Genomic DNA, 21,797 nt, shown 5'->3' with positions numbered 1-21,797 from the left:
TCACTTCTGTTCATGTCCCGGGAGGGGAATGTGTCCGTACCGGACAGCGTCACCGGTGCCGCCGCCGAAGAGCCCGCTGCACCCGCAGACAGCGCGCTCACCAGCCTCAGCACACAGGCCGCGCGCCGGCTGGCGACCACCACCAAGTCCGAGCCCCAGATGCAGGCCATCACCTCGCGATGGCTGCTCAAGACGCTGCCCTGGGTGGACGTCAAGGGCGGCTCCTACCGGGTCAACCGCCGTCTCCAGCTCCGCGTCGGCCGGGGCCGGGTCCAGTTCGAGCAGAACGGCGCGGACGACATCCGGGTGATCCCGCGGACCCTCACCGAACTGCCCGCCCTGCGCGGCTACTCCGACACCGAGGTCCTCAAGGAGCTGGCCGGCCGCTTCCGGGTGCGGGAGGTCCGGGCCGGCCAGGTCCTCTTCGAGGCCGGCCAGCCCACCACCGAGGCCTACCTCGTCGTCCACGGCCGGTTCACCCGCTCCGCGCCCGGCAAGTACGGCGAGGAGGAGGTCCTCGGCGTCGTCACGGACGGCGACCAGATGGGGGACGAGGCGATCGGCCGGCCCGACCCCCGGTGGCTGACCTCGGTCCGGGCCGAGACGCCGGGCGTCGTGATGGTGCTGCCCTGGGACGTGGTCCGGGAGTTCACCGACCGGGTGCCGTCCCTGGCCGCCCATCTGACGGCGTACGCGGAGCAGCAGCAGCGCCCCATGAACCGCAAGGGCGAGGCGGAGGTACCGGTGCGCGCGGGGCACACCGGCGAGCCCACGCTGTCCAGCGGCTTCGTCGACTACGACCTCGCCCCACGCGAGTACGAACTCTCCCTGACCCAGACCGTGCTGCGGGTCCACAGCCGGGTCGCCGACCTCTACAACGACCCCATGGACCAGACCCGGCAGCAGCTCCGGCTCACCGTCGAGGAGATCCGCGAGCGCCAGGAGTGGGAGCTGCTCAACAACCGGGAGTTCGGACTGCTGCACAACGCCGACCACGGCCAGCGCATCAGCTCCTACACCGGCCCGCCCACCCCGGACGACATGGACGAGCTGTTGTCCATGCGCCGCAAGACCCGGCTGTTCCTGGCCCACCCGAAGGCGATCGCCGCCTTCTTCCGGCAGTGCAACAAGCGCGGTCTGGTGCCGGGCACGGCGAACGTCGACGGGCACGAGGTGCCCGCCTGGCGCGGCGTCCCGATCTTCCCCTGCGGCAAGATCCCGGTCAGCGACACCCACACCAGCAGCATCCTCGCGCTGCGTACCGGTGAGGCGGACCAGGGAGTCGTCGGCCTGCACCAGACCGGCATCCCCGAGGAGTACGAGCCCGGCCTGAACGTCCGGTTCATGGGCATCGACGCGGCCGCCGTCATCAACTACCTCGTCACCGCCTACTACTCGGTGGCCATCCTCGTGCCCGACGCCGTCGGAGTCCTGGAGAACGTCCAGATCGGCCGGAGCGCCGACTGAGCAGGTGGAGTCCCGAACCATGAGCACGCCCCCGAACACCGCCGCCGCGTTCGCGCTGCCGGGCCCGCCGAACCTCGTCCGCACCCTGCGCAACCGGCGCCCCGGCGGAGCCGTCCCCGGGCTGAGGTACCGGCCCGCCGCGCCCGCCGACCCGGAGAAGGCCGGGGAGATCGACCGCAGGCTGGAGGCCTGGGCCCGCGAACTGGACCTGTTCCCCGCCCAGTGGACCGGGGACTTCACCGAGTTCCAGTTCGGCCGAGCCGTCGTCCTCCAGCATCCCGGTGCGGCCGACCTCGAACGCCTCACCGTCGCGGGCAAGCTGCTGCTGGCCGAGAACATCGTCGACAACTGCTACTGCGAGGAGGACGAGGGCAAGGGCGGCGCCCACCGCGGCCTCGGCGGCCGGCTGATCCTGGCCCAGTCGGCCCTCGACCCGCTGCACGGCACCCCCGAGCTGGAGGCGGAGTGGCGCCACGGTGTGCAGGCCGACGGGCCGCTGCGCTCCTACCACTGGGCCCTGAAGGACTACGCGGCCCTCGCCACCCCCAGCCAGACCGACCGGTTCGTCCAGGACATCGCCCGGCTGCACCTCGGCTATCTCGCGGAGGCCGCCTGGGCGGAGACCCGGCACGCGCCGCGGGTCTGGGAGTACCTGGTCATGCGGCAGTTCAACAACTTCCGCCCCTGTCTGTCCATCGTCGACGCCGTGGACGGCTACGAACTCCCCGAGGCGCTCTACGCCCGCCCCGAGGTCCAGCGGGTCACCGCGCTGGCCTGCAACGCCACCACCATCGTCAACGACCTGTACTCCTTCACCAGGGAGCTGGCGAGCGACCCGGACCATCTGAACCTGCCCCAGGTGGTGGCCGCCAACGACCGACGCGGTCTGAAAGCGGCCTACTTGAAGAGCGTCGAGATCCACAACCAGATCATGGAGGCGTTCGAGACGGAGTCGGCTCCGCTGTCCGCCACCTCGCCCCTCCTCGAACGGTACGTCCGCGGCCTGGCCGACTGGGTGTCCGGCAACCACGAGTGGCACGCCACCAACACCGACCGCTACCAGCTGCCCAACTACTGGTAGACCGATCCGCGCACCACAGCAAGGAGTCACCGTTGACCACCGCTCACGCCGACACCGACCGCACACCGGTGCCGACCCAGTCCACGTACCAGTCCCGGGTCGCGGACTACTGGAACGCCGAGGAGAACCCGGTCAACCTCGAACTGGGGAAGATCGACGACCTCTACCACCACCACTACGGCATCGGGGACGCCGACCGGTCGGTGCTGAAGGAGCCGGACCCCGCCCGGCGCCGCGAACGGGTCACCGGCGAACTGCACCGGCTGGAGCACGCCCAGGCCGAACTCCTCGCCTCCCACCTCGGTGACCTCTCTCCCGCCGACCGCGTCTTCGACGCCGGGTGCGGCCGCGGCGGCGGCAGCGTGGTCGCGCATCTGCGCTACGGCTGCCACGCCGACGGGGCCACGATCTCCGCCAAGCAGGCCGACTTCGCCAACGGCCAGGCCCTTCAGCGCGGTATCGACGACCGGGTGCGCTACCACCACCGCAACATGCTCGACACCGGCTTCACCTCCGGCGCCTACGCGGCGTCCTGGAACAACGAGTCGACCATGTACGTCGAGCTGGACCTGCTCTTCGCGGAGCACGCCAGGCTGCTGCGGCGCGGGGGACGGTACGTCACGATCACCGGCTGCTACAACGACGCCTACGGGCGCGCCTCCCGCGAGGTGTCCCTCATCAACGCCCACTACATCTGCGACATCCACCCGCGGTCGGAGTACTTCCGCGCGATGGCCCGCAACCGGCTCGTCCCCGTGCACGTCGAGGACCTGACGGAGGCCGCGCTGCCGTACTGGGAGCTGCGCCGGGAGGCCGACCACCTGGTGACGGGGATCGAGGACACCTTCCTGACCGCGTACCGCAACGGCAGCTTCCAGTACCTGCTGATCGCCGCCGAGCGGGTCTGAGGACCACGTGGCCGTGCCGGGCGTCCGACGACGCCCGGCACGGCGGGCTCACTTCGCCGGCCAGGGCACTTCCGGCGCGCGGTGGTAGTTGATGCCCAGCGCGTCCCAGCGGGGCGCCTGGGCGGCCAGCCGCACCTTGTAGTCGTCCCAGTCGTGGGTGCTCGCCGGGGACCAGCCCAGCTCCGCGATGCCGGGCAGCCGCGGGAAGGCCATGTATTCGAGGTGCGCCGAGGTCGACAGCGTCTCGGTCCACAGGGGCGCCTCGACGCCGAGGACGGAGTCCGCGGGCGCGTCCTTCAGATAGCTGCCCGGGTCCCAGTCGTAGGAGCGCCGGGTGTCGACATAGCCCGCCCAGGACAGGCCCAGCGGCGTGTCCTTGTCGTACTTCATGTCGAGGTAGGCGCGGTCGGCGGGCGAGAGGATCAGCCGGGTGCCGTTGCGGGCGGCGTCGGCGACCTGCCGGCGCTCCGCCGCGCCCGTCTTGTCGTAGCCCCAGTACTGCGCGACGGCGCCCCTGGCCGGGTGCGCCCCGGTCAGCTGGTGCCAGCCGACCACGGTCTTGCCGTATTTGGCGACCACCGGCTGCACCTTGTCCATGAAGGCCACATAGTCCGCGTGGCTGGTGGAGTGCGCCTCGTCACCGCCGATGTGGAGGTAGCGGCCCGGGGTGAGCGCGGCGATCTCCCGGATCACGTCGTCGACGAAGTCGTACGTCACCTTCTTCGGCACGCACAGGGAGCTGAAGCCGACGTTCGTGCCGGTGTAGAGGGGCGGCGCCTGGCCGTTGCAGTTGAGCTCGGCGTAGGAGGCCAGCGCGGCGTTGGTGTGGCCCGGCATGTCGATCTCGGGCACGACGGTCAGATAGCGGGCCGCGGCGTAGCGGACGATCTCGCGGTAGTCGTCCTTGGTGTAGTAGCCGCCGGGGCCGCCGCCGACCTGGGTGGAGCCGCCGTAGGTCGCCAGCCGCGGCCAGGACGTGAGGGCGATCCGCCAGCCCTGGTCGTCGGACAGATGCAGATGCAGCCGGTTGATCTTGTACATCGCGAGCTGGTCGATATAGCGCTTGACCTGCGCGACGGTGAAGAAGTGCCGGGAGACGTCGAGCATCGCGCCGCGGTGGCCGTAGCGCGGGGAGTCGGCGATGGTGCCCCCGGCGATCCGCCAGGGCCCGCGTCCGGCCCGGTCCCGCTCCGCGCCGGCGGGCAGCAGCTGGCGCAGGGTCTGCACGGCGTGGAAGAGACCGGCGGGACGGGCGGCGCTGAGGGTGACGGCACGGCCGTCGGAGGTCAGCCGGTAGCCCTCGGCGCCCATGCCGCCGGTGCCGCTGCCGCCGAGCCGCAGCACGATGCCGTCCCGGCCGTCCTTGGTCGTCACGGGGAGGGCGAGCCCGGTGGCGGGCCGCAGCAGCCCCGCCAGATAGCCGGCGATCCGCTTGGCCTCACCGGAGCCGCCGGGCACCCGGATGCGAGTGCCGGCCCCGAGCGTGTACGCCTCCCCGCCGCCGCGTACGGACGCCGGAGCGGGGATCACCCGGTCCAGCGGGGTGGCGGCCCGGGGAGCGGCTCCGGCGGCGCCCTGCGGTGGCAGGGCGGCGGTCCCCAGCCCCGCGGCCGCGACCAGCAGCAGCGAGAACAGCAGTCTGCGTCGTCTCATGGACGGTCCCTTCGGCGAACCTCGTGCAGGGCGTGGTACATGGCATGGAGCGACCGAACGGTGACCATGCGTACCGCGAGCCTCGATTCCGGTCAAGGTTCGGACCAGTTTCAGGCCGCCAAACCGGGGACGTGCCCGATAGCGGGCAGATTTCTTGCCATTCCGCGCGCCGCCCCGCAATATCGACGGGTGCTCGATCGCCGTCACCGCAGCGCTGAGGCGCCGCACGAAGACCTGGTGGACCACCTGGTGCGCAGCACACCGCTTCAGCGCGGTGAGGCCGCCCGGGTGGTGCTCGACGTGCTGGCGTACTTCGACGAGACCATCGAGGAATTCGTCCGCCGGCGCCATCGGGAGCTGCAGTCCCAGGGACTGCGCAACGAGGAGATCTTCGAACGGCTCCGCCACGAGCTGCCGCACCGCGCCGTGGCCCCGCCCGATCTCTCGGCCCGCCAGCTGCGCCGCCTCATCTACGGCTGACGGCCACACCCGGCACACCGGGCGGCCGGGCACGAACCATCGTCACCACGCTTTCTGGGAGGGTCACTGTATGTGCGGGATCGTTGGGTACATCGGCAAACGTGATGTCGCCCCGCTGCTCCTCGAGGGCCTGCAGCGCCTGGAGTACCGCGGCTACGACTCGGCGGGCATCGCCATCCACGCCAAGGGCACCGGCAAGGCCGCGGGCGGCCTGAAGACGGCCAAGGCCAAGGGCCGGGTCCGTGAGCTGGAGTCGCGCGTGCCGAAGCGCTTCGCGGGCACCACGGGCATCGCGCACACCCGCTGGGCCACCCACGGCGCGCCGACCGACGAGAACGCCCACCCGCACCTGGACACCGAGGGCAAGGTCGCGGTCGTCCACAACGGCATCATCGACAACGCCGCCGAGCTGCGCGCCAGGCTCACCGCCGACGGCATCACCTTCGCCTCGGAGACCGACACCGAGGTGCTGGCCCACCTGATCGCGCGCTCCGGCGCCGAGAAGCTGGAGGAGCGGGTCCGCGAGGCGCTGCGGCACATCGAGGGCACCTACGGCATCGCCGTGCTGCACGCCGACTTCCCCGACCGCATCGTGGTGGCCCGCAACGGCTCCCCGGTCGTCCTGGGCATCGGCGAGCACGAGATGTTCGTCTCCTCCGACGTCGCCGCGCTGGTCTCGCACACCCGCCAGGTCGTCACCCTCGACGACGGCGAGATGGCCACCCTCAAGGCCGACGACTACCGCACGTACACCACCGAGGGCTCGCGCACCACGTCCGCCCCGGAGACCGTCGAGTACGCGGCCGAGTCCTACGACCTGGGCGGCCACGACACATACATGCACAAGGAGATCTCCGAGCAGGCGGACGCGGTGGACCGCGCCCTGCGCGGCCGGATCGACGACCGCTTCTCCACCGTGCACCTCGGCGGCCTGAACCTCGACGCCCGCGAGGCGCGCGGGGTGCGCCGGGTGAAGATCCTGGGCTGCGGCACCTCGTACCACGCGGGCCAGATCGGCGCGCAGATGATCGAGGAGCTGGCCCGTATTCCCTCGGACGCCGAGCCGGCCTCCGAGTTCCGCTACCGCAACCCGGTCGTGGACCCCGACACGCTGTACGTGGCGGTCTCCCAGTCCGGTGAGACCTACGACGTGCTGGCGGCCGTCCAGGAGCTCAAGCGCAAGGGCGCCCGGGTCCTGGGCCTGGTGAACGTGGTCGGTTCGGCGATCGCCCGGGAGACCGACGGCGGCATCTACGTGCACGCAGGACCCGAGGTCTGTGTGGTCTCCACCAAGTGCTTCACCAACATGGTGGTCTCCTTCGCGCTGCTCGCCCTGCACCTGGGCCGCATCCGTGACCTGTCGGTCGCGGACGGCAAGCGGATCATCGAGGGCCTGCGCAAGCTGCCCGGCCAGATCGACGAGATCCTCAAGGGCGAGGAGCAGATCAAGACGCTGTCGGCGCAGTACGCGGACGCCAAGTCGATGATGTTCATCGGCCGGGTGCGCGGCTACCCGGTGGCGCGCGAGGCCTCCCTGAAGCTCAAGGAGGTCTCCTACATCCACGCCGAGGCCTACCCCGCCTCGGAGCTGAAGCACGGCCCGCTGGCCCTCATCGAGCCCGCCATGCCGACCGTCGCGATCGTCCCCGACGACGACCTGCTGGAGAAGAACCGCGCCGCCCTGGAGGAGATCAAGGCCCGCAGCGGCCGCATCCTGGCCGTCGCCCACCAGGAGCAGGAGAAGGCCGACCACACCATCCTCGTCCCGAAGAACGAGCCGGAGCTGGACCCGATCCTCATGGGCATCCCGCTCCAACTGCTCGCCTACCACACGGCCCTGGCCCTCGGCCGCGACATCGACAAGCCCCGCAACCTGGCCAAGTCCGTCACGGTCGAGTAGCACCTCCGGGGGAAATACAAACCGGTCCCCCTCACCGAAGCGACAATTGAGCACCCCCCACGGCGCCCAGCCACCTCCGCGAAAGCGGCGCCGGTTTAGGCGCAAAGGGGAGGCGGCGACTCCGCGGCGTGCCACCATACGCACGCGGAGCCGCCGCCTCCCCTGTACCGGCGTCGCCCATACGCCGGCGGGATGCCGCCGCCCCGGAAACCGTCACTTCCCGGCCGGCAGCACGCAGTTGCCGTGTGCGCGGCCGCCGGGCCCGTGTCGCGGCGCGCCCACGTGCCTGTTTTCTACCCGCCGCGGGGGCCGCTTTCACCTTGCCGGGTGAGCGGAAGTGCGCCTGCGCACAATCCTCATGACGCCCCCGCAACTGTGGACGTGACGGGGAGAAAGATCGCGTGAAGGAGGCGGCGCGGCACGGCAGTTGAGCGCCCCGCGCGCTTTCCGTGGGCGTGTCAGGGAATCACGATCACCGGGCGCTGGGCCCGGCGGGCGAGCCGGCCGGCCACCGAGCCGAAGATCCGGCCGACGATGCCGTGCGTGGAGCCGACCACGATCGCGTCGGCCTCGTACTCCCGGCCGACCTCCTCCAGCTCGTGGCAGATGTCGCCGCCGCGCTCGACGAGAATCCAGGGCACCTCGGTGAGGTGGTCGGCGCAGGCCAGCTCCAGGCCGAGCACCTCGGTGCGGTGATCGGGTACGTCCACGAAGACCGGGGGCTCACAGCCGGCCCAGACGGTCGTCGGCAGCCGGTTGGCCACATGGACGATGATCAAACCGGAGCCGAGGCGCCGGGCCATACCGATTGCATACGCCAATGCGCGTTCGCTCGACATGGAGCCGTCGAAGCCGACCACGACGCCGTGCCGGAAGGCGGGGTCGCAGGAATGGCGTGTCTTTTCCGCCGCTTCGAGGTCCGCCATGGGATCGGCGACCTGCTTGCGGTCCGCGGGTTCGGGGATTTCGTGACCGGCCATTGGTGTCTCGGCGAGGGCGTCCTCTTGCGGAGGGGCGAACGGGGGACGGCGATTGACTTGATCCGGCAGTTGACTGGGCTGGCTCGTCCGAAGTGCGGGAGCCATAGTTCAAAGAGGAACGATACGACTGGGAATCATCTTCCCAACCCGATACCCCAAGAGTACGGCGCCACTCCCCCGCTGCCCAGAGCCCGCCACGGACGCGGGGCGCCCGCGCGAGGTGGGGTGGGGCCTCGAACGTTCCCCGGAGCATGCCGGAGCGTGGCCCGGATGGCAATGCCCCGGCCTGCCCCCGTACGTACCCTTCCCGGTGACCCATGATCGCCGGCGCCGTTGTAGTAGCAGCCCGTCCGAGGGGAGTGCGCGGTGCCGTTGCCGTCCGACAGATCACCCGACCCGGTGAGCGATGTGGTGCGCTGGGGAACGTTCAGCTGTGCCCTGGTGCCGCTCGTACTGATCTTCAGCGGCGCCTCCTGGACCGGTGCCGCCGGGGCCGCCGCCGGTCTGGCCACGGTGACCTGCGCCTGTCGCGCCCTGTTGCGGCACTCCGAACGGACCGCCGCGCGGGTCCGGGTGCGTGAGGTCGGGAGACACCGGGACAGAAACGGACGTTCAGGGGCGGCGGCGCATGGGGGCGGGAGGCATTCCGGAGGGCGTACGCCGGTCGATTGAGGCACCGGCAACCCTGCGCGCGACCGTTTTCAGCCAACTTCCGGCCGAGGTCCCCACCTTGCCCGCGGCACCACCCAACCCTGGTGTGAGCAGGGAGGAAAGGACCGCTGGGCATGGTTGTGCCCTACTGCGAACGGGCAGAGCCGAGACGCGTACTTCCCATGTAGGCCCGACGAGTGGAACGCTTCGTGATCGAATGCTTCGCGCCAAGTTGCCATATCGACATACCAGCGGGTGGTGAACTTGGCACTCCATCCTCACGGAACACAGTAGATTCGATCTTGGTAGCAATGGCGGGGGAACTGTGCAGGACCGAGAGGGCGAGACGACCGAGGGGGGCTTAAGTGCCATGAGCCAGGACTCCGCTGCCGTACCAGATGCCGCACGCAAGCTCGCCGCCCGACGACGCCGCGAAATAGTCGCGGTGCTCCTCTTCAGCGGCGGCCCCATTTTCGAGAGCTCCATTCCGCTCTCGGTCTTCGGCATCGACCGACAGGACGCCGGCGTTCCGCGGTACCGGCTGCTTGTGTGCGCGGGCGAAGATGCACCTTTGCGCACGACCGGGGGGCTCGAACTGTCGGCCCCCTACGGGCTGGAGGCGATCTCCCGTGCCGGGACGGTCGTCGTGCCGGCCTGGCGATCCATCACCCAGGCCCCACCGCCCGCCGCGCTCGACGCGCTGCGCCGGGCGCACGAAGAGGGCGCCAGAATCGTCGGGTTGTGCACGGGGGCGTTCGTCCTCGCCGCGGCCGGACTGCTCGACGGCCGCCCGGCCACCACCCATTGGATGTACGCACCGACGCTCGCCAAGCGTTACCCGTCCGTCCATGTGGACCCCCGTGAGCTCTTCGTCGACGACGGCGACGTGCTCACCTCCGCGGGGACGGCGGCCGGTATCGACCTGTGTCTGCACATCGTGCGCACCGACCACGGCGCGGACGCCGCGAACGCGCTGGCCCGCCGGCTCGTCGTGCCGCCCCGCCGCACCGCGTCCGACATGGGACACCAGCGCTACCTGGACAGGTCATTACCTGAAGAGATCGGCGCCGACCCGCTCGCCGAGGTCGTCGCCTGGGCGCTGGAGCACCTCCACGAGCAGTTCGACGTGGAGACGCTGGCCGCGCGCGCCTAGTGGAGACGCTGGCCGCGCGCGCCTATATGAGCCGGCGCACCTTCGACCGGCGCTTCCGGTCCCTGACGGGGAGCGCTCCGCTGCAGTGGCTGATCACCCAGCGGGTGCTGCAGGCCCAGCGGCTGCTGGAGACCTCCGACTATTCGGTGGACGAGGTCGCCGGACGCTGCGGGTTCCGTTCGCCGGTCGCCCTGCGCGGCCACTTCCGGCGGCAGCTGGGCGCCTCGCCCGCCGCCTACCGGGCGGCCTACCGTGCGCGCCGGCCGCAGAACGGGGCCGAGCCCGCGCTCAGACCGGAGCGTGCCGAGCGGCCGGAGCGCGAGCGGGCCATGCTGGGCGCCGGCAACGGGGAGCGGTACGCCGCCGCGCTGGCCGGCCACGGCCTCGCGACCGCGGAAGCGGCCGAAGCGGGCAAACCGCAGTCGGACGCGTACGCCTCCCGGATGCCGGAATCCCCGGTCGGCCGGGGTCCGGGCCGCCCCGTGCTGCCCGGACAGCGGGAGCGCCCCGTAGGGTGAGATGTATGAACGATCGCATGGTGTGGATCGACTGCGAGATGACCGGTCTCTCGCTGGCGAATGACGCGCTCATCGAGGTGGCCGCCCTGGTCACCGACTCGGAGCTGAATGTGCTGGGCGACGGGGTGGATGTGGTGATCCGCCCCCCGGCCGACGCACTCGGCACCATGCCGGAGGTGGTGCGGCAGATGCACACCGCCTCCGGGCTGCTGACGGAGCTGGACGGCGGCACCACGCTGGAGGCGGCCGAGGCGCAGGTGCTCGCCTACATCAAGGAGCATGTGCCCGAGCCGGGGAAGGCGCCGCTGTGCGGCAACTCCGTCGGCACCGATCGTGGCTTCCTGCTGCGTGACATGCCGACCCTGGAGAGCTATCTCCACTACCGGATCGTCGATGTCTCGTCCGTGAAGGAACTGGCCCGCCGCTGGTTCCCGCGGGCCTACTTCAACAGTCCGGACAAGAACGGCAACCACCGGGCGCTGGCGGACATCCGTGAGTCCATCGCGGAGCTTCGCTACTACCGGGAGGCGGTCTTCGTGCCGCAGCCCGGCCCCGACTCGGACACCGCGAAGGCCATCGCCGCCAAGCACGTCCTTCCTGCTGAACCGCAGTCCGCACCGCAGTGACCCGCGGGGCGTGTGTCGTGCGGGCCCCCACGGGCCGACCGTGACCCGCACGACACGCCCTCGGGCCCGGGACACAAAACCTGGGCGCGAGCACCCCTCCGGACCCTGTACACTTTTTCTCAGCCGGTGGGGAAAAAGAACCACACAGCACCGGTCATGGTGGGTATAGCTCAGCTGGTAGAGCACCTGGTTGTGGTCCAGGATGTCGCGGGTTCAAGTCCCGTTACTCACCCCACTTCAAGGCCCCCGACCTCAGGTCGGGGGCCTTGGCGTTTGCCGGGGTGAGGGCCGGCGCGGAGAAGGTCGGCGCGAGGGGCCGGGGACGGCCGTCGGCTCGCGGAGCGCGGCTTCCCGTCAGCCGATGTGCAGATGTCCTTACGCCAGGGGAACCAATGGGGACACCAAAGGGAACCAAGGGGGCATTTCCGTCAGGCGAGGGTGCGGTGGTGAGCGGCGGCCGGCGGGCCCGGGGGGGGCCGGCGATCTTCGGGTGAGCGCGCTCACGGGCCAGCCGTGCACGCGGGAAGGCGGGGCACGGCGGGTGGGGGGAACCCGCTGTGCCCCGCCCGGGGGCGGACGGTCCGGGCAGGGGGGACCGGACCGTCCGGTGGGGGTCAGCCCTTGTAGGCGGCGAAGGCCTTGGTGAAGTCCAGCGGCTTCTGCTCGACGGAGCTGCAGGTCGGCTGTGCGGAGGTGGCGGCGCCGCCCGGGCAGGCCTGGTCACGGGTCGAGGACCACATCGACAGCCAGGCCAGGTGCTTGTCCTTGGCGAACTTCACCAGCTGGGTCGCGTCGGCGGCCTTGAAGACCTCGCCCTGGACGTCGTTGACGCCGATCATCGGGGTCACGGCCACGGTCTTCCAGGCGGCCGCGTCGCTCAGGCGGAGGGCCTTCTTCAGCTGGCCCTGGGTGGCCGTGGCGGCCTGGGTGGCGTAGGTGCCCATGTCGCCGCTGTAGGAGGTGCCGTAGTCCATCGCCATGATGTTGACGGCGGAGATCTTGACGCCGTTCTTCCTGGCGTCGGCGACCAGGTTCACCCCGTCCTGGGTCAGACCCTCGGGCATGACCGGCAGGGTGAAGGAGACGTCCAGGTTGGGGTGCTTCTTCTGGAGCTGGGCGATGGCCTGGGCGCGGCGGGTGTTGGCGGCGGTGTCGGGCAGGGCGCCGCCCTCGATGTCGAAGTCGGCCTTGGTGAGCTTGAACCGGTCGATGACCTTGCCGTACGCGGCGGCCAGCTCGTCCGCGGAACCGCAGGCCAGACCGAGTTCGGAGCCGTTGGCGCCGCCGAAGGAGACCCGGACGTCGCCGCCGGCCTTGCGCAGCGCGGGGATCTGCCGGGCCACCGGGTTGTCACCCAGTTCGCCCGCGCCGCCCCACTTGGGCTCACAGCCGCCGCCCGAGGTGACGAAGGCGAGGTGGAACTCCTTCACCCCGGTCTTCCTGGCGGTGCCGGCCAGGTCGTAGGCCGGGCTGAGCGAGGTGTCGACGTACGGGGCGAAGCCGGCCGCCGCCTTCGCGGGGGTGCCCCCGGCCCGCGGCGCCTTGGCGGCCAGGGCGGAGCCGCCGAGGGCGAAGGCGCCGCCGGCCGCGACCGCGGCGGCCGCGCCGGTCACGATCAGCTGGGTGGTGCGGCTCTTGCGCCGGCGGTGTACCGAGGGAGTCATCGCGTGCCTGCCTGTCGTCATGAGGGGGGAGGGGGCTGCACCGTGGTGCGTCCCGCACGCTAGCGACAGCGAAACGGACAAAAGCCGGGAACGGAGCGGCAGTTGGCGGAATTATGTCCGCCTTAAGGCGGCGAAAGGGAGCGGTTAAGGGCCCCTGGCATGTGCCCCGTTCAGGCCCCGGTGCGGGTGGCGCGCCGCCCGCACCGGGGACGGAGGGTGCGGCGCAGCCGGTGGCCGCGCCGGCCGCCGCGCGGGGCGCCCCCGCCGTCCAGCGCCAGCCAGACGCGTACCTCGGTGCCGCCGAGCACCGAGCGGCCCAGGCGTACGTCGCCGCCGGTGGACTCGGCCAGCCGGCGCACGATGTCCAGCCCGAGTCCGGTCGAGCCGGCCCCGCCCCCGCCGTGGCCACGGCGCAGCGCGGCGTCCGGGTCGGCGATGCCCGGCCCGGCGTCCGAGACCAGCACGATCACCGCCTCCTCGGCGTTGTGGACGTCGACCGCGAAGGCGGTGCCCTCGGGGGTGTGCCGGAAGACGTTGCCGAGCATCGCGTCCAGGGCGGCGGCGAGGTCGGGGCGGGCGACGGGGATGCGGACGGGCTGGTCCGCGCCGGCGATGCGTACCGTGCGGCCCTCGTCCTCGGCGAGCGCCGACCAGAACTCCATCCGCTCGCGGATCACCTCGGCGGCGTCACAGCCGGCCGCGGCGGCCGCCTGCTGGGTCTGGGCCTTCTGCTCCCGGGCGGTGCGGATGATCTGGTCGACCTCGCGCTCCAGCTGCTCGACGGCGGACCGGGTCTGCTCGGCGGCCGGGGTATCGCCGAGCGAGGCGGCGTTGAGGCGGAGGACGGTCAGCGGGGTGCGCAGCCGGTGCGAGAGGTCGGCGGCCAGCTCCCGTTCGTTGGCGAGCAGCTGGACGACCTGGTCGGCCATGGAGTTGAACGCGGCGGCCGCGTCGCGCAGTTCCGTGGGGCCGTCCTCCGGGACGCGTACGCCGAGCCTGCCCTTGCCGAGGTCGTGGGCGGCGCCCGCCAGCCGTTCGGCGGGCCGCACCATGCGGGTGCCGAGCCGGTCGGCGACCGCGACCGAGCCGATGACCAGCGCCAGGCCGACCCCGGCCAGCACCAGCCAGGAGGTGTCGACGCCGCGGGTGAGCGCCTCGTCGGGGACGAACACCTCGACGACGGCGATACCGGAGGCGACCGCCGTCGGCTGGAGCAGCGAGGTGCCGCCCGGGACCGGGGAGATGGAGGCCCGGCCCAGCTTGACGGCGGCCGCGACATCGGCCTGCGGGGCGCGCCGGGAGCCGATCTCGGCGGCGGTGTCGTGCTTGCCGTTCGCCGGGACATGGACGCCGATCCGGCCGCCGGAGCCGGTCTCGGCGCTGGCCACCGCGCGTTCGAGCTGGCCGCGGTCGGTGGTGATGGCGAGGACCGGGCCGATGGTGGCGGCCTGCCGCTCGGCGTTGGTGTAGGCGCGGTCGCGGGCCAGCTCCTTGACGACCAGTCCGAGGGGGACGGCGAACGCGACCACGACCATGGTGGTGACCGCCAGCGCCACCTTGACCAGTGCCCATCTCACCGTGGCGGCTCCAGCTTCACCCCGACGCCCCGCAGGGTGTGCAGATAACGCGGCTTCGCCGCGGTTTCGCCCAGTTTGCGGCGCAGCCAGGACAGATGGACGTCGATGGTCTGGTCGTCGCCGTAGGACTGCTGCCAGACCTCGGCGAGGAGTTCCCTGCGGGGGACGACCACGCCCGGCCGCCCGGCGAGGAACGCCAGCAGGTCGAACTCGCGGCGGGTCAAGTCGAGTGCGGCGCCGTCGAGTTCGGCCTGCCGGCGCAGCGGGTCGATGGACAGGCCGCCGACCCGGATCACCCGGGAGGGCGGTTCCGCGCCGGCCGCGGCGGCCCGGGAGCGGCGCAGGACGGCCGCCATCCGGGCCGAGAGGTGCTCGACGGAGAACGGCTTGGTGAGGTAGTCGTCGGCGCCGTCGTTCAACAGCCGTACGATGTCCGCTTCGTCGTCCCGGGCTGTGGCGATGATCACTGGGACATCGGTGATTCCGCGAAGCATCTTGAGCGCCTCGCCCCCGTCCAGATCGGGCAGCCCGAGGTCGAGAATGACGACGTCGAAGCCGACGTGTGCCACCTCGCGCAGCGCCTCCAGGGCGGTACCGACGCTGCGTACCGTATGGGAGGCCTCGGTCAGATGCCGGATGAGGGCCGAGCGTACGAACTGGTCGTCCTCGACCACGAGCACACTTGCCATGGGCGGCACCGTACGCCATTCGAGCGACCTGACCGGCCCGGGGTTGACAGCGGTGCGGTGGGGTCCGCGGCTTCCGGCCCGGGCTGCGTGCGGGCGGCCCGGTGGTGCAGTATGAGCCCAATGCAACGAGGACTGGTTCACGCGGCGGCCTGGACGCTGGCGACCGGCGCCGCGGTCGCCCTGTCGTGGTTCGGGGTGCACACCGTGCTGTCCGGCACGATGTACGACGCGCCGCGCGCCCTGCCGCTGACCGAGCAAGTGGCCGCCTCGGAACGGCAGTCGGACGACCGCGCCACCCCGCGCGTCTCCTCCACCCACCGCCCCAAGCCGTCCTCCTCCCCCGGCCGCGGCACGCCCCCCGACCGGGAACCGTCGTCCCCGGCCACGCCGTCGCACACCGGCTCCGCCCACCCCCGGAACCCGTCCACCGACCGTCCGGACGGCACCGGCCCGCCCACCGACGGCCATGTCAAGAGCTACTCCACGGCGGGCGGCCGGGTGGTCATCGACATGGACGAGCGGTCCGCCCAGCTGGTGTCGGCGACGCCGAACCCCGGCTGGGAGATGCAGGTGTGGAAGCAGGTCGGGTGGCTGCGGGTGGACTTCACCGGCGGCGGCGCCCACACGTCCGTGATCTGCACCTGGAACGGCCATCCGCCGACCGTGCAGACCAGCAACCAGGCGACCTGAGGCCGCTCGCGCGGGGCCCGGTCACGAACGGGCGGGCGTACGGCGTCAGTCGAAGGCGCCGGACGGCGGGGCGGGTGAGGCGGTGGCCGTGGCGTCGGTCACCGGGGCCGCGCCGCCGGTGAAGTCCAGCAGTGCGCGGCCGTGTTCGACCCGGCCGGACTGCGGATCGGTCGCCGCCCGCCGGGTCAGCTCGGCCACCGGCAGCTCCCCGTCGGCGGCCAGCAGCACGGCGTTGCCGAAGCGCCTGCCGCGCAGCACCGCCGGGTCGGCGGTCAGACACAGCTCGGGGAAGACCGTGCCGACGGTGGCGATCTGGCCGCGCAGGAACCGCAGCGGCGGCCCGTCGGCGAGGTTCGCCGCGTAGAACCCGCCGGGCCGCAGCGCCCGGTGGATCTCCGTCACGAACTCGGTGCTGGTCAGATGCGCGGGCGTGCGGGCGCCGGCGAAGACATCGGCGATGACCAGGTCCGCCCAGCCGTCCGGGATCTTCGCCAGACCGGCGCGGGCGTCGCCGCCGCGCACCCGTATCCGCCAGCCGCTGTCCCACGGCAGCTGCCGGCGGACGAGCTGGACGAGGGCCGCGTCGATCTCGACGGCCTGCTGGGTGGACCGCGGGCGGGTCGCCGCGACATAGCGGGCCAGGGTCAGGGCGCCGCCGCCGAGATGGACGACGCGCAGCGGTTTGCCGGGCGGTCCGGCCAGGTCGGCGACGTGCCCGAGCCGCCGCTGATAGGGGAAGTCCAGGAACGCCGGGTCGTCGAGGTCCACATGGGACTGCGGGGCACCGTCGATCAGCAGCGTCCAGCCGCGCGGCCGGTCCCGGTCGGGCCGTAGCTCGGCAACCCCGCCGTCCACCGGTCCGGTGACGGACTCCGCACCGCCGCGCCCGCGTCTGCTCTTCGCCATGCCCCCAGTATGGCCGGTGCCCGGGATGCCGTATCCGCTGGTCAGCGCGATAGCGGGCCCCGGAGAGCCGGGGAGGTGGGGGTACGGAGCAGAGTGGCGGACCACCCGACCGAGGTCAGGGCGATCCGCCAACTGCACATCATGACCCGTGCCGGCCCGATGCCTTCCGGACCGGCGGGCGGGTCACCGGTTGAGGCAGACGTTCCCGAACGCCGGGTTCAGCAGCGCGGCGACGTTGAGGCTGTTGCCGCAGACGTTGATCGGGATGTTGATCGGAACCTGGACATTGTTGCCGCTGAGGATGCCCGGGGAACCCGCGGCAAAGCCCGCCGCGTTGGCACCACTGCGGTGGTTGTACAAACCGCGGTGGTCGTGGCGGTAGTGGTCGCCACGATCGTGACGGCCGTGGTCCCCAGCAGATGCGATGCCTGCGCCACCCAGAACCATGGCACAGCTGGCCGCAGTCATCGCGGCGGTCGTAACAAACCGCTTCATCCCATTCTCCTTTCAGTTCGCGAATGGGGCAACCGGTCACAACGAGCGAAATGAGGCAGGGATGCGGGCGTTCCCTCTTCCGGGAAATCCTTAGCCCTTATGGCAGCAATCACCGGGCAATACAAACTCCCGCATTCCACCGAATGGCCGCCCCCGGCCGGGGTCCGGCGTGCCTGTCGCGGTTTCCGGGATGATTTCTGTCAGAGTGCTCTCCTGTTTGACTGATTGAAGTCGGAGAGGAAGACATGCGGAAGTCGCTGGACCGCACCGGGCGCGGCGTCGTATGCACACTGGCCTCCTTGGCATTGTCGGCCGCACTGTCTTCGGCGGTGGCCGCACCGGCGACCACTGAATCCGCCGAATCCGCACGAATTCCCTTCGCCGAGCGCTATCACGCCACTCTGCACGGCGGTATCACCCGCGCCGCCAACTCCTCGGTCACCTGCAAAGCGGCGGCCGGCCGCACCACCACTCCGTGCGCGGCGGCCCAGCAGGGCGCCGCCGGCAGCAACGGCCAGTACCGGATGGCCGCCATCGACGTCGACTCCGACGCCCGCACCGACAGCTCCAGCAGCGCCACCCTGCACCTCCCGGCCGGTTCCCGGGTGCGCTACGCCCGGCTGTACTGGGGCGGCAGTCTGCGGGGCAACGGGCAGCGGACCACCGGGGAGCACGGCAAGGTGCTGATCGCCGGGCCGGGCGGCCGGTATCGGGAGGTGCGCGCCGACACCATGACCGGGCACCGCCCGCACTCCGCCGCCGCCGGATTCCAGGCGTCCGCCGAGGTCACCGAACTGGTGCGGAGCAGCGGCGGCGGCGCCTACACGGTGGCGCGGACACAGCAGGCGACGGGCCGTTCGGCGGCCGGTCTCTGGGGCGGCTGGACATTGGTGGCCGCGTACGAGACCGCAAAACAGCCGCTGCGCAGAATCGCGCTCTGGGACGGCTTCCAGTCGCTGGACGCGGACCGCAGAGAACTTTCGGTACGGCTGTCCGGGCACGGCATTCCGGTGAATTCCCGGGGCCGCGCGGGCGTGGTGGCATACGACGGGGACCGGGGCAGCGGAAAGGACACGCTCTCCGTCCGGGCCGGTCTCCACCGCGCGCACACGGTGCGCGATGCGGCCAATCCGGCGAACGACGTGATGAACTCTACGGTCACCGATTTCGGCCGGGCGACGCTTCGGTGGCCCGCTTACCGGAACACCCTCGGATTCGATTCCGACGTATTCGACATCACGCCCGCGCTGCACTCCGGCGGCGACCGGCTCGCTTTCCGCTTCACCACCGGCAAACCCGGATATCTGCTCGGCGCGCTCTTCGTCCAGACCGATACCGGGCGCTGAGCGGCGCACCCGGAATTCCCGCCGTACCCGGAGACGGAGAGCGGATCAGCCGATGACGACGGAGAGCGCGGACGCGCACCGCCCCGCCCCGGTCCCCTCCCCGCCGGCGGTCCCCCGCCCGGCGGCCGCGGTCCGGCCGCCCCGCGCGCCGGGGCGGGACACCCTTCCCCCGCCCCGGCCCGGCCGCGGCGTACGGCAGCGGGCCGTCGCCCCGCTGCCGGCCGCCGACGCGCTGGCCACCCTGGCCACCGCGCTGCTCGTCCTCGGCACCGCGACGCCGCCGGCCGTGCTCGGCCTGCTCCTCGCGGGAGCGCTGCTGCTGCACGCGCACGCCGGTCTCTACCGTCCCGGTCCCGCTCCCAGCGTGCTGACCGTCCTGCCGACGCTGCTGGCCCGGTCCGCCGTCTGCTGGTGCGCGGCGGCCGGGGTGCTCGCCGCCGTCCACCCGGGGCAGGCCCTGCCGCCGGGCCTGCCGGCGGGTGCGGTGGCGGTGCACACCGCGCTGCTCTGCGGCGGCCGGGCCGCGGTCCACCGGGCCCGCCGGCTGGCCGCCCGGCGCCGCCCGCGCGCCACGCTGATCGTCGGCAGCGACCCGGTGGCCGGGCAGCTCGCCGCCGTCCTGCACGCCCGCCCCGGGTTCGGGATGCGCCCGGTCGGCGTGGTCGTCCCGGCGTCGCTCCCGGACGGGCCCGGTGCCACCGCCGCCCCCGCCGGACCGCCGCTGCCGCGGCTGCGCTCCGCGCAGGACGTCACCCGGGCCGTCATCCGCAACACCGTGCGGGACGTGGTGTTCACCCTGCCGCCGTACGGCGATCCGCACACCGCCGCGCTGCTGCGCCGCTTCGTCGACCAGGGCTCGGCCGTCTGGCTGGCCGGCCCGGCGGCCGCCCGCGAGGGCCGGTCACCGCAGGCGGGCACCGACCATCTGTGGGGCTTCGCCTTCCGGCGCCTGGACACCGCCCCGCCCCGGCACGGCGGGGGCGGCAAGCGGCTGCTGGACCTCACGCTGGCCGCTTCGGCGCTGGTGGTCCTGGCCCCGGTGCTGCTGGGCTGCGCCCTCGCGGTGCGGCTCGCCGTCGGGCCCGGCGTGCTCTTCCGTCAGGAACGCCTCGGGCAGGGGGGCCGCGGCTTCACCCTGCTGAAGTTCCGCACCTGGCAGCCGCGGGACACACACGAGGCGGCGACGCGGTGGAGCCTGGCGGACGAGCCCCGGATGAGCCGGGTCGGGCGGCTGCTGCGGCGCAGCTCGCTGGATGAGCTGCCGCAGCTGTGGAACGTGCTGCGCGGGGAGATGAGCCTGGTCGGGCCGCGGCCGGAACGCCCCTTCTTCGTCGAGCGGTTCCTGCGGACCTGCCCGGAGTACGGCGCCCGGTACCGCATGCGGCCCGGCATGACCGGCCTGGCCCAGGTGCACCGGCTGCGCGGCGACACCTCCGTCGAGGACCGGGCCCGCTTCGACAACCTCTACATCGACAGCTGGTCGCTGCGGCAGGACCTGCTGATCCTGCTGCGCACCGTGGTCTCCGTGGTGCGGCTGGAGGGCCGGTGAGCACCGGCGCGCCGCCGCCGGGCCGCCGCCACGGCCGCACCGCCGCGGTGCCCGTACCGCCGGGCGGTCCCGGCGGCGACCACGCCCGGAGGCCACCGGGCCCGCCCGACCGCGCCCGGCACCCGCTGCGGCGCCGTGCCCTGCCCCCCGACCGGACCACGACCCCGGCCGCTACCTCTGGAGGCATCCGGTGAAGGTTCTGCACGTGATCACAGACCTCGACGTGGGCGGCGCCGAACAGCAGCTGCGGCTGCTGCTGCGCCGGCTCCCCGTGCCCTGCGAGGTCCTCAGCCTGACCGGTCAGGGCCCGGTCGCCGAGGGCATCGCGGCCGACGGCACCCCCGTCGGCCACCTCGGCATGACCGGCAACCGGGACCTGACCGCGCTCCCCCGCCTCACCCGGCTGATCCGCGACGGCGGCTACGACCTGGTGCACACCCACCTCTACCGGGCCTGCGTCTACGGCCGGGTCGCCGCCCGGCTGGCCGGTGTACGGGCCGTGGTCGCCACCGAGCACTCCCTGGGCGACGCGGTCATCGAGGGCCGCCGGCTGACCCGCGGCGTCCGCACGCTCTACCGGGCCACCGAACGGCTGGGGACGTCCACGGTCGCCGTCTCGGACACCGTCGCCGCCCGGCTGCGCCGCTGGGGCGTGCCGGAGGAGCGGATTCATGTGGTGCCCAACGGCATCGAGGCGCACCGCTTCGGCTTCGATCCGGCGGCGCGGGCGCTGGTGCGGACCCGGCTGGGGCTGCCGCTGGACGCCTTCGTGGTCGGCGGCGCCGGGCGGCTGGTACCCGGCAAACGGTTCGACGTCCTGGTCCGCGCCGTGACCCAACTCCCCGGAGTGCACCTGCTGTTGGCGGGTGCGGGGCCGGAGCGGGAGATGCTGCGGCGGATGGCGCAGCAGTTCGGCTCGGGCGACCGTATCCATCTGCTGGGCGAGCGCGACGGCGCGGTCGACGGGGCCGCCGACGGCCGGGGCGCCCCCGGGCCCGACATCCCCGGTCTGCTCTCGGCCATCGACGTCTTCGTCTCGCCCTCCCCGGACGAGGCGTTCGGCCTGGCCGTCCTGGAGGCACTCGCGTCCGGGCTGCACGTGCTCTACGGCAGCTGCCCGGCCGTCGACGAGCTGCCCGCCGACCAGGCCCCCGGCGCCCGCCACTTCGGCCTGAACGTCCATGAACTGGCCACCGCCCTGCGGGAGCTGCGGCGCCGGGGGCCGGACCGGCTGCCGGTCCCGCCGGTGGTGCGGCGCTACGACATCAGCCGCAGCGCCGAGGCCCTGCTGTCCGTGTACGAGCAGGCCATGGCCGGCGCCCCGGCCCGGCACGGGAGCCCGGCGGCGGTCCCGCCCCCGCAGGGCCGGGCGTCCGCGCTCCCCCCGGCGAGCGTGTCACTGCCGGACCCGGCCCGGTCACCGGACCCGTCCCCGCTCTCGAACCGGTAGCCGGCGGTCCGGCC

16 protein-coding genes, 1 tRNA gene and 2 pseudogenes are annotated in these 21,797 nt (G+C 72.4%); 12 read left to right on the top strand and 7 right to left on the bottom strand.

From position 1 onward, the window contains the following. Positions 1-30: 30 nt before the first annotated feature. The 3 genes from ACGFN2_RS24455 to ACGFN2_RS24445 are packed head-to-tail and all read left to right on the top strand — an operon-like array spanning position 31 to position 3,456. Positions 31-1,467, top strand: coding sequence for a family 2B encapsulin nanocompartment shell protein (locus tag ACGFN2_RS24455; protein ID WP_362611524.1), 1,437 nt, complete (start codon positions 31-33; stop codon positions 1,465-1,467). Between the two features lie 19 nt (positions 1,468-1,486). Next, complete coding sequence (locus ACGFN2_RS24450) at positions 1,487-2,548, top strand: family 2 encapsulin nanocompartment cargo protein terpene cyclase (RefSeq protein ID WP_393363803.1); 1,062 nt, start codon at positions 1,487-1,489, stop codon at positions 2,546-2,548. Between the two features lie 32 nt (positions 2,549-2,580). Beyond that, positions 2,581-3,456, top strand: coding sequence for a geranyl diphosphate 2-C-methyltransferase (locus tag ACGFN2_RS24445; RefSeq protein WP_393363800.1), 876 nt, complete (start codon positions 2,581-2,583; stop codon positions 3,454-3,456). 48 nt (positions 3,457-3,504) lie between these two features. On the opposite strand, the gene ACGFN2_RS24440 is transcribed toward ACGFN2_RS24445, so the two are convergent. Beyond that, the gene (locus tag ACGFN2_RS24440) at positions 3,505-5,109 is read right to left on the bottom strand and encodes a beta-N-acetylhexosaminidase (protein ID WP_393363797.1); all 1,605 of its coding nucleotides are present in this window, start codon (positions 5,107-5,109) and stop codon (positions 3,505-3,507) included. 189 nt (positions 5,110-5,298) lie between these two features. Here ACGFN2_RS24440 and ACGFN2_RS24435 point away from each other — a divergent pair, with 189 nt between their 5' ends. Both ACGFN2_RS24435 and glmS read left to right on the top strand, forming a co-directional pair. After that, on the top strand, positions 5,299-5,589 hold the full coding sequence (locus ACGFN2_RS24435; protein ID WP_362605201.1) for a hypothetical protein: 291 nt from the start codon (positions 5,299-5,301) through the stop codon (positions 5,587-5,589). 70 nt (positions 5,590-5,659) lie between these two features. Beyond that, positions 5,660-7,489, top strand: coding sequence for a glutamine--fructose-6-phosphate transaminase (isomerizing) (gene glmS, locus ACGFN2_RS24430; protein ID WP_362605199.1), 1,830 nt, complete (start codon positions 5,660-5,662; stop codon positions 7,487-7,489). Between the two features lie 458 nt (positions 7,490-7,947). Here glmS and ACGFN2_RS24425 read toward each other — a convergent pair whose 3' ends face one another. Then, positions 7,948-8,469 carry a universal stress protein gene (locus tag ACGFN2_RS24425; RefSeq protein ID WP_018093093.1) on the bottom strand — a complete coding sequence of 174 codons (522 nt, stop codon included), beginning with the start codon at positions 8,467-8,469 and terminating at the stop codon, positions 7,948-7,950. 1,021 nt (positions 8,470-9,490) lie between these two features. On the opposite strand from ACGFN2_RS24425, the pseudogene ACGFN2_RS24420 reads away from it, so the two are divergent. From ACGFN2_RS24420 to ACGFN2_RS24410, 3 genes and pseudogenes are all read left to right on the top strand, one after another. Beyond that, positions 9,491-10,791, top strand: a pseudogene (locus ACGFN2_RS24420) (GlxA family transcriptional regulator). A 5-nt stretch (positions 10,792-10,796) separates the two neighbouring features. Beyond that, on the top strand, positions 10,797-11,417 hold the full coding sequence (gene orn / locus ACGFN2_RS24415) for an oligoribonuclease (RefSeq protein WP_393363792.1): 621 nt from the start codon (positions 10,797-10,799) through the stop codon (positions 11,415-11,417). A gap of 159 nt (positions 11,418-11,576) precedes the next feature. Further along, a tRNA-His gene (locus ACGFN2_RS24410) sits at positions 11,577-11,652 on the top strand. A 379-nt stretch (positions 11,653-12,031) separates the two neighbouring features. Here the strand turns inward: ACGFN2_RS24410 and ACGFN2_RS24405 are convergent. The 3 genes and pseudogenes from ACGFN2_RS24405 to ACGFN2_RS24395 all read right to left on the bottom strand — a co-directional run. Further along, a pseudogene (locus ACGFN2_RS24405) lies at positions 12,032-12,925 on the bottom strand (chitinase); the annotation flags it as partial. 326 nt (positions 12,926-13,251) lie between these two features. Beyond that, complete coding sequence (locus ACGFN2_RS24400; protein ID WP_393363789.1) at positions 13,252-14,658, bottom strand: ATP-binding protein; 1,407 nt, start codon at positions 14,656-14,658, stop codon at positions 13,252-13,254. Continuing rightward, the gene (locus tag ACGFN2_RS24395; protein ID WP_362605193.1) at positions 14,655-15,347 is read right to left on the bottom strand and encodes a response regulator transcription factor; all 693 of its coding nucleotides are present in this window, start codon (positions 15,345-15,347) and stop codon (positions 14,655-14,657) included. Before ACGFN2_RS24395 ends, ACGFN2_RS24400 begins: the two co-directional genes overlap by 4 nt. Before the next feature lie 120 nt (positions 15,348-15,467). Between ACGFN2_RS24395 and ACGFN2_RS24390 the strand changes: the two genes are divergently transcribed. Beyond that, positions 15,468-16,037, top strand: coding sequence for a hypothetical protein (locus ACGFN2_RS24390; protein WP_393363786.1), 570 nt, complete (start codon positions 15,468-15,470; stop codon positions 16,035-16,037). A 45-nt stretch (positions 16,038-16,082) separates the two neighbouring features. Here the strand turns inward: ACGFN2_RS24390 and ACGFN2_RS24385 are convergent, their stop codons facing one another. Together ACGFN2_RS24385 and ACGFN2_RS24380 are read right to left on the bottom strand one after the other, a co-directional pair. After that, the gene (locus tag ACGFN2_RS24385) at positions 16,083-16,943 is read right to left on the bottom strand and encodes a spermidine synthase (protein WP_393363783.1); all 861 of its coding nucleotides are present in this window, start codon (positions 16,941-16,943) and stop codon (positions 16,083-16,085) included. A gap of 183 nt (positions 16,944-17,126) precedes the next feature. Further along, a complete protein-coding gene (locus tag ACGFN2_RS24380) occupies positions 17,127-17,438 on the bottom strand; it encodes a chaplin (protein WP_362605187.1) in 312 nt (103 codons plus the stop codon). A 299-nt stretch (positions 17,439-17,737) separates the two neighbouring features. Here ACGFN2_RS24380 and ACGFN2_RS24375 point away from each other — a divergent pair, with 299 nt between their 5' ends. From ACGFN2_RS24375 to ACGFN2_RS24365, 3 genes are all read left to right on the top strand, one after another. After that, positions 17,738-18,784, top strand: coding sequence for a hypothetical protein (locus ACGFN2_RS24375; RefSeq protein WP_393363780.1), 1,047 nt, complete (start codon positions 17,738-17,740; stop codon positions 18,782-18,784). A 52-nt stretch (positions 18,785-18,836) separates the two neighbouring features. Further along, complete coding sequence (locus ACGFN2_RS24370; RefSeq protein ID WP_393363777.1) at positions 18,837-20,333, top strand: exopolysaccharide biosynthesis polyprenyl glycosylphosphotransferase; 1,497 nt, start codon at positions 18,837-18,839, stop codon at positions 20,331-20,333. A gap of 190 nt (positions 20,334-20,523) precedes the next feature. Then, positions 20,524-21,783, top strand: a complete 1,260-nt coding sequence (locus tag ACGFN2_RS24365) for a glycosyltransferase (protein WP_393363774.1) — start codon at positions 20,524-20,526, stop codon at positions 21,781-21,783. The last annotated feature ends 14 nt before the right edge of the window (positions 21,784-21,797 follow it).

The sequence above is a fragment of the Streptomyces sp. NPDC048612 genome, from assembly GCF_043199295.1.
GTDB lineage: Bacteria > Actinomycetota > Actinomycetes > Streptomycetales > Streptomycetaceae > Streptomyces.
This window is presented reverse-complemented; position numbering and strand designations above follow the sequence as displayed.

Bases quoted from the DNA above. Each gene is read 5' to 3' on its own strand.
- orn (WP_393363792.1), top strand. From the start codon at position 10,797: ATGAACGATCGCATGGTGTGGATCGACTGCGAGATGACCGGTCTCTCG.
- ACGFN2_RS24390 (WP_393363786.1), top strand. From the start codon at position 15,468: ATGCAACGAGGACTGGTTCACGCGGCGGCCTGGACGCTGGCGACCGGC.
- ACGFN2_RS24450 (WP_393363803.1), top strand. From the start codon at position 1,487: ATGAGCACGCCCCCGAACACCGCCGCCGCGTTCGCGCTGCCGGGCCCG.
- glmS (WP_362605199.1), top strand. From the start codon at position 5,660: ATGTGCGGGATCGTTGGGTACATCGGCAAACGTGATGTCGCCCCGCTG.
- ACGFN2_RS24425 (WP_018093093.1), bottom strand. From the start codon at position 8,469: ATGGCCGGTCACGAAATCCCCGAACCCGCGGACCGCAAGCAGGTCGCC.
- ACGFN2_RS24385 (WP_393363783.1), bottom strand. From the start codon at position 16,943: ATGGCGAAGAGCAGACGCGGGCGCGGCGGTGCGGAGTCCGTCACCGGA.
- ACGFN2_RS24370 (WP_393363777.1), top strand. From the start codon at position 18,837: ATGACGACGGAGAGCGCGGACGCGCACCGCCCCGCCCCGGTCCCCTCC.
- ACGFN2_RS24380 (WP_362605187.1), bottom strand. From the start codon at position 17,438: ATGAAGCGGTTTGTTACGACCGCCGCGATGACTGCGGCCAGCTGTGCC.
- ACGFN2_RS24440 (WP_393363797.1), bottom strand. From the start codon at position 5,109: ATGAGACGACGCAGACTGCTGTTCTCGCTGCTGCTGGTCGCGGCCGCG.
- ACGFN2_RS24395 (WP_362605193.1), bottom strand. From the start codon at position 15,347: ATGGCAAGTGTGCTCGTGGTCGAGGACGACCAGTTCGTACGCTCGGCC.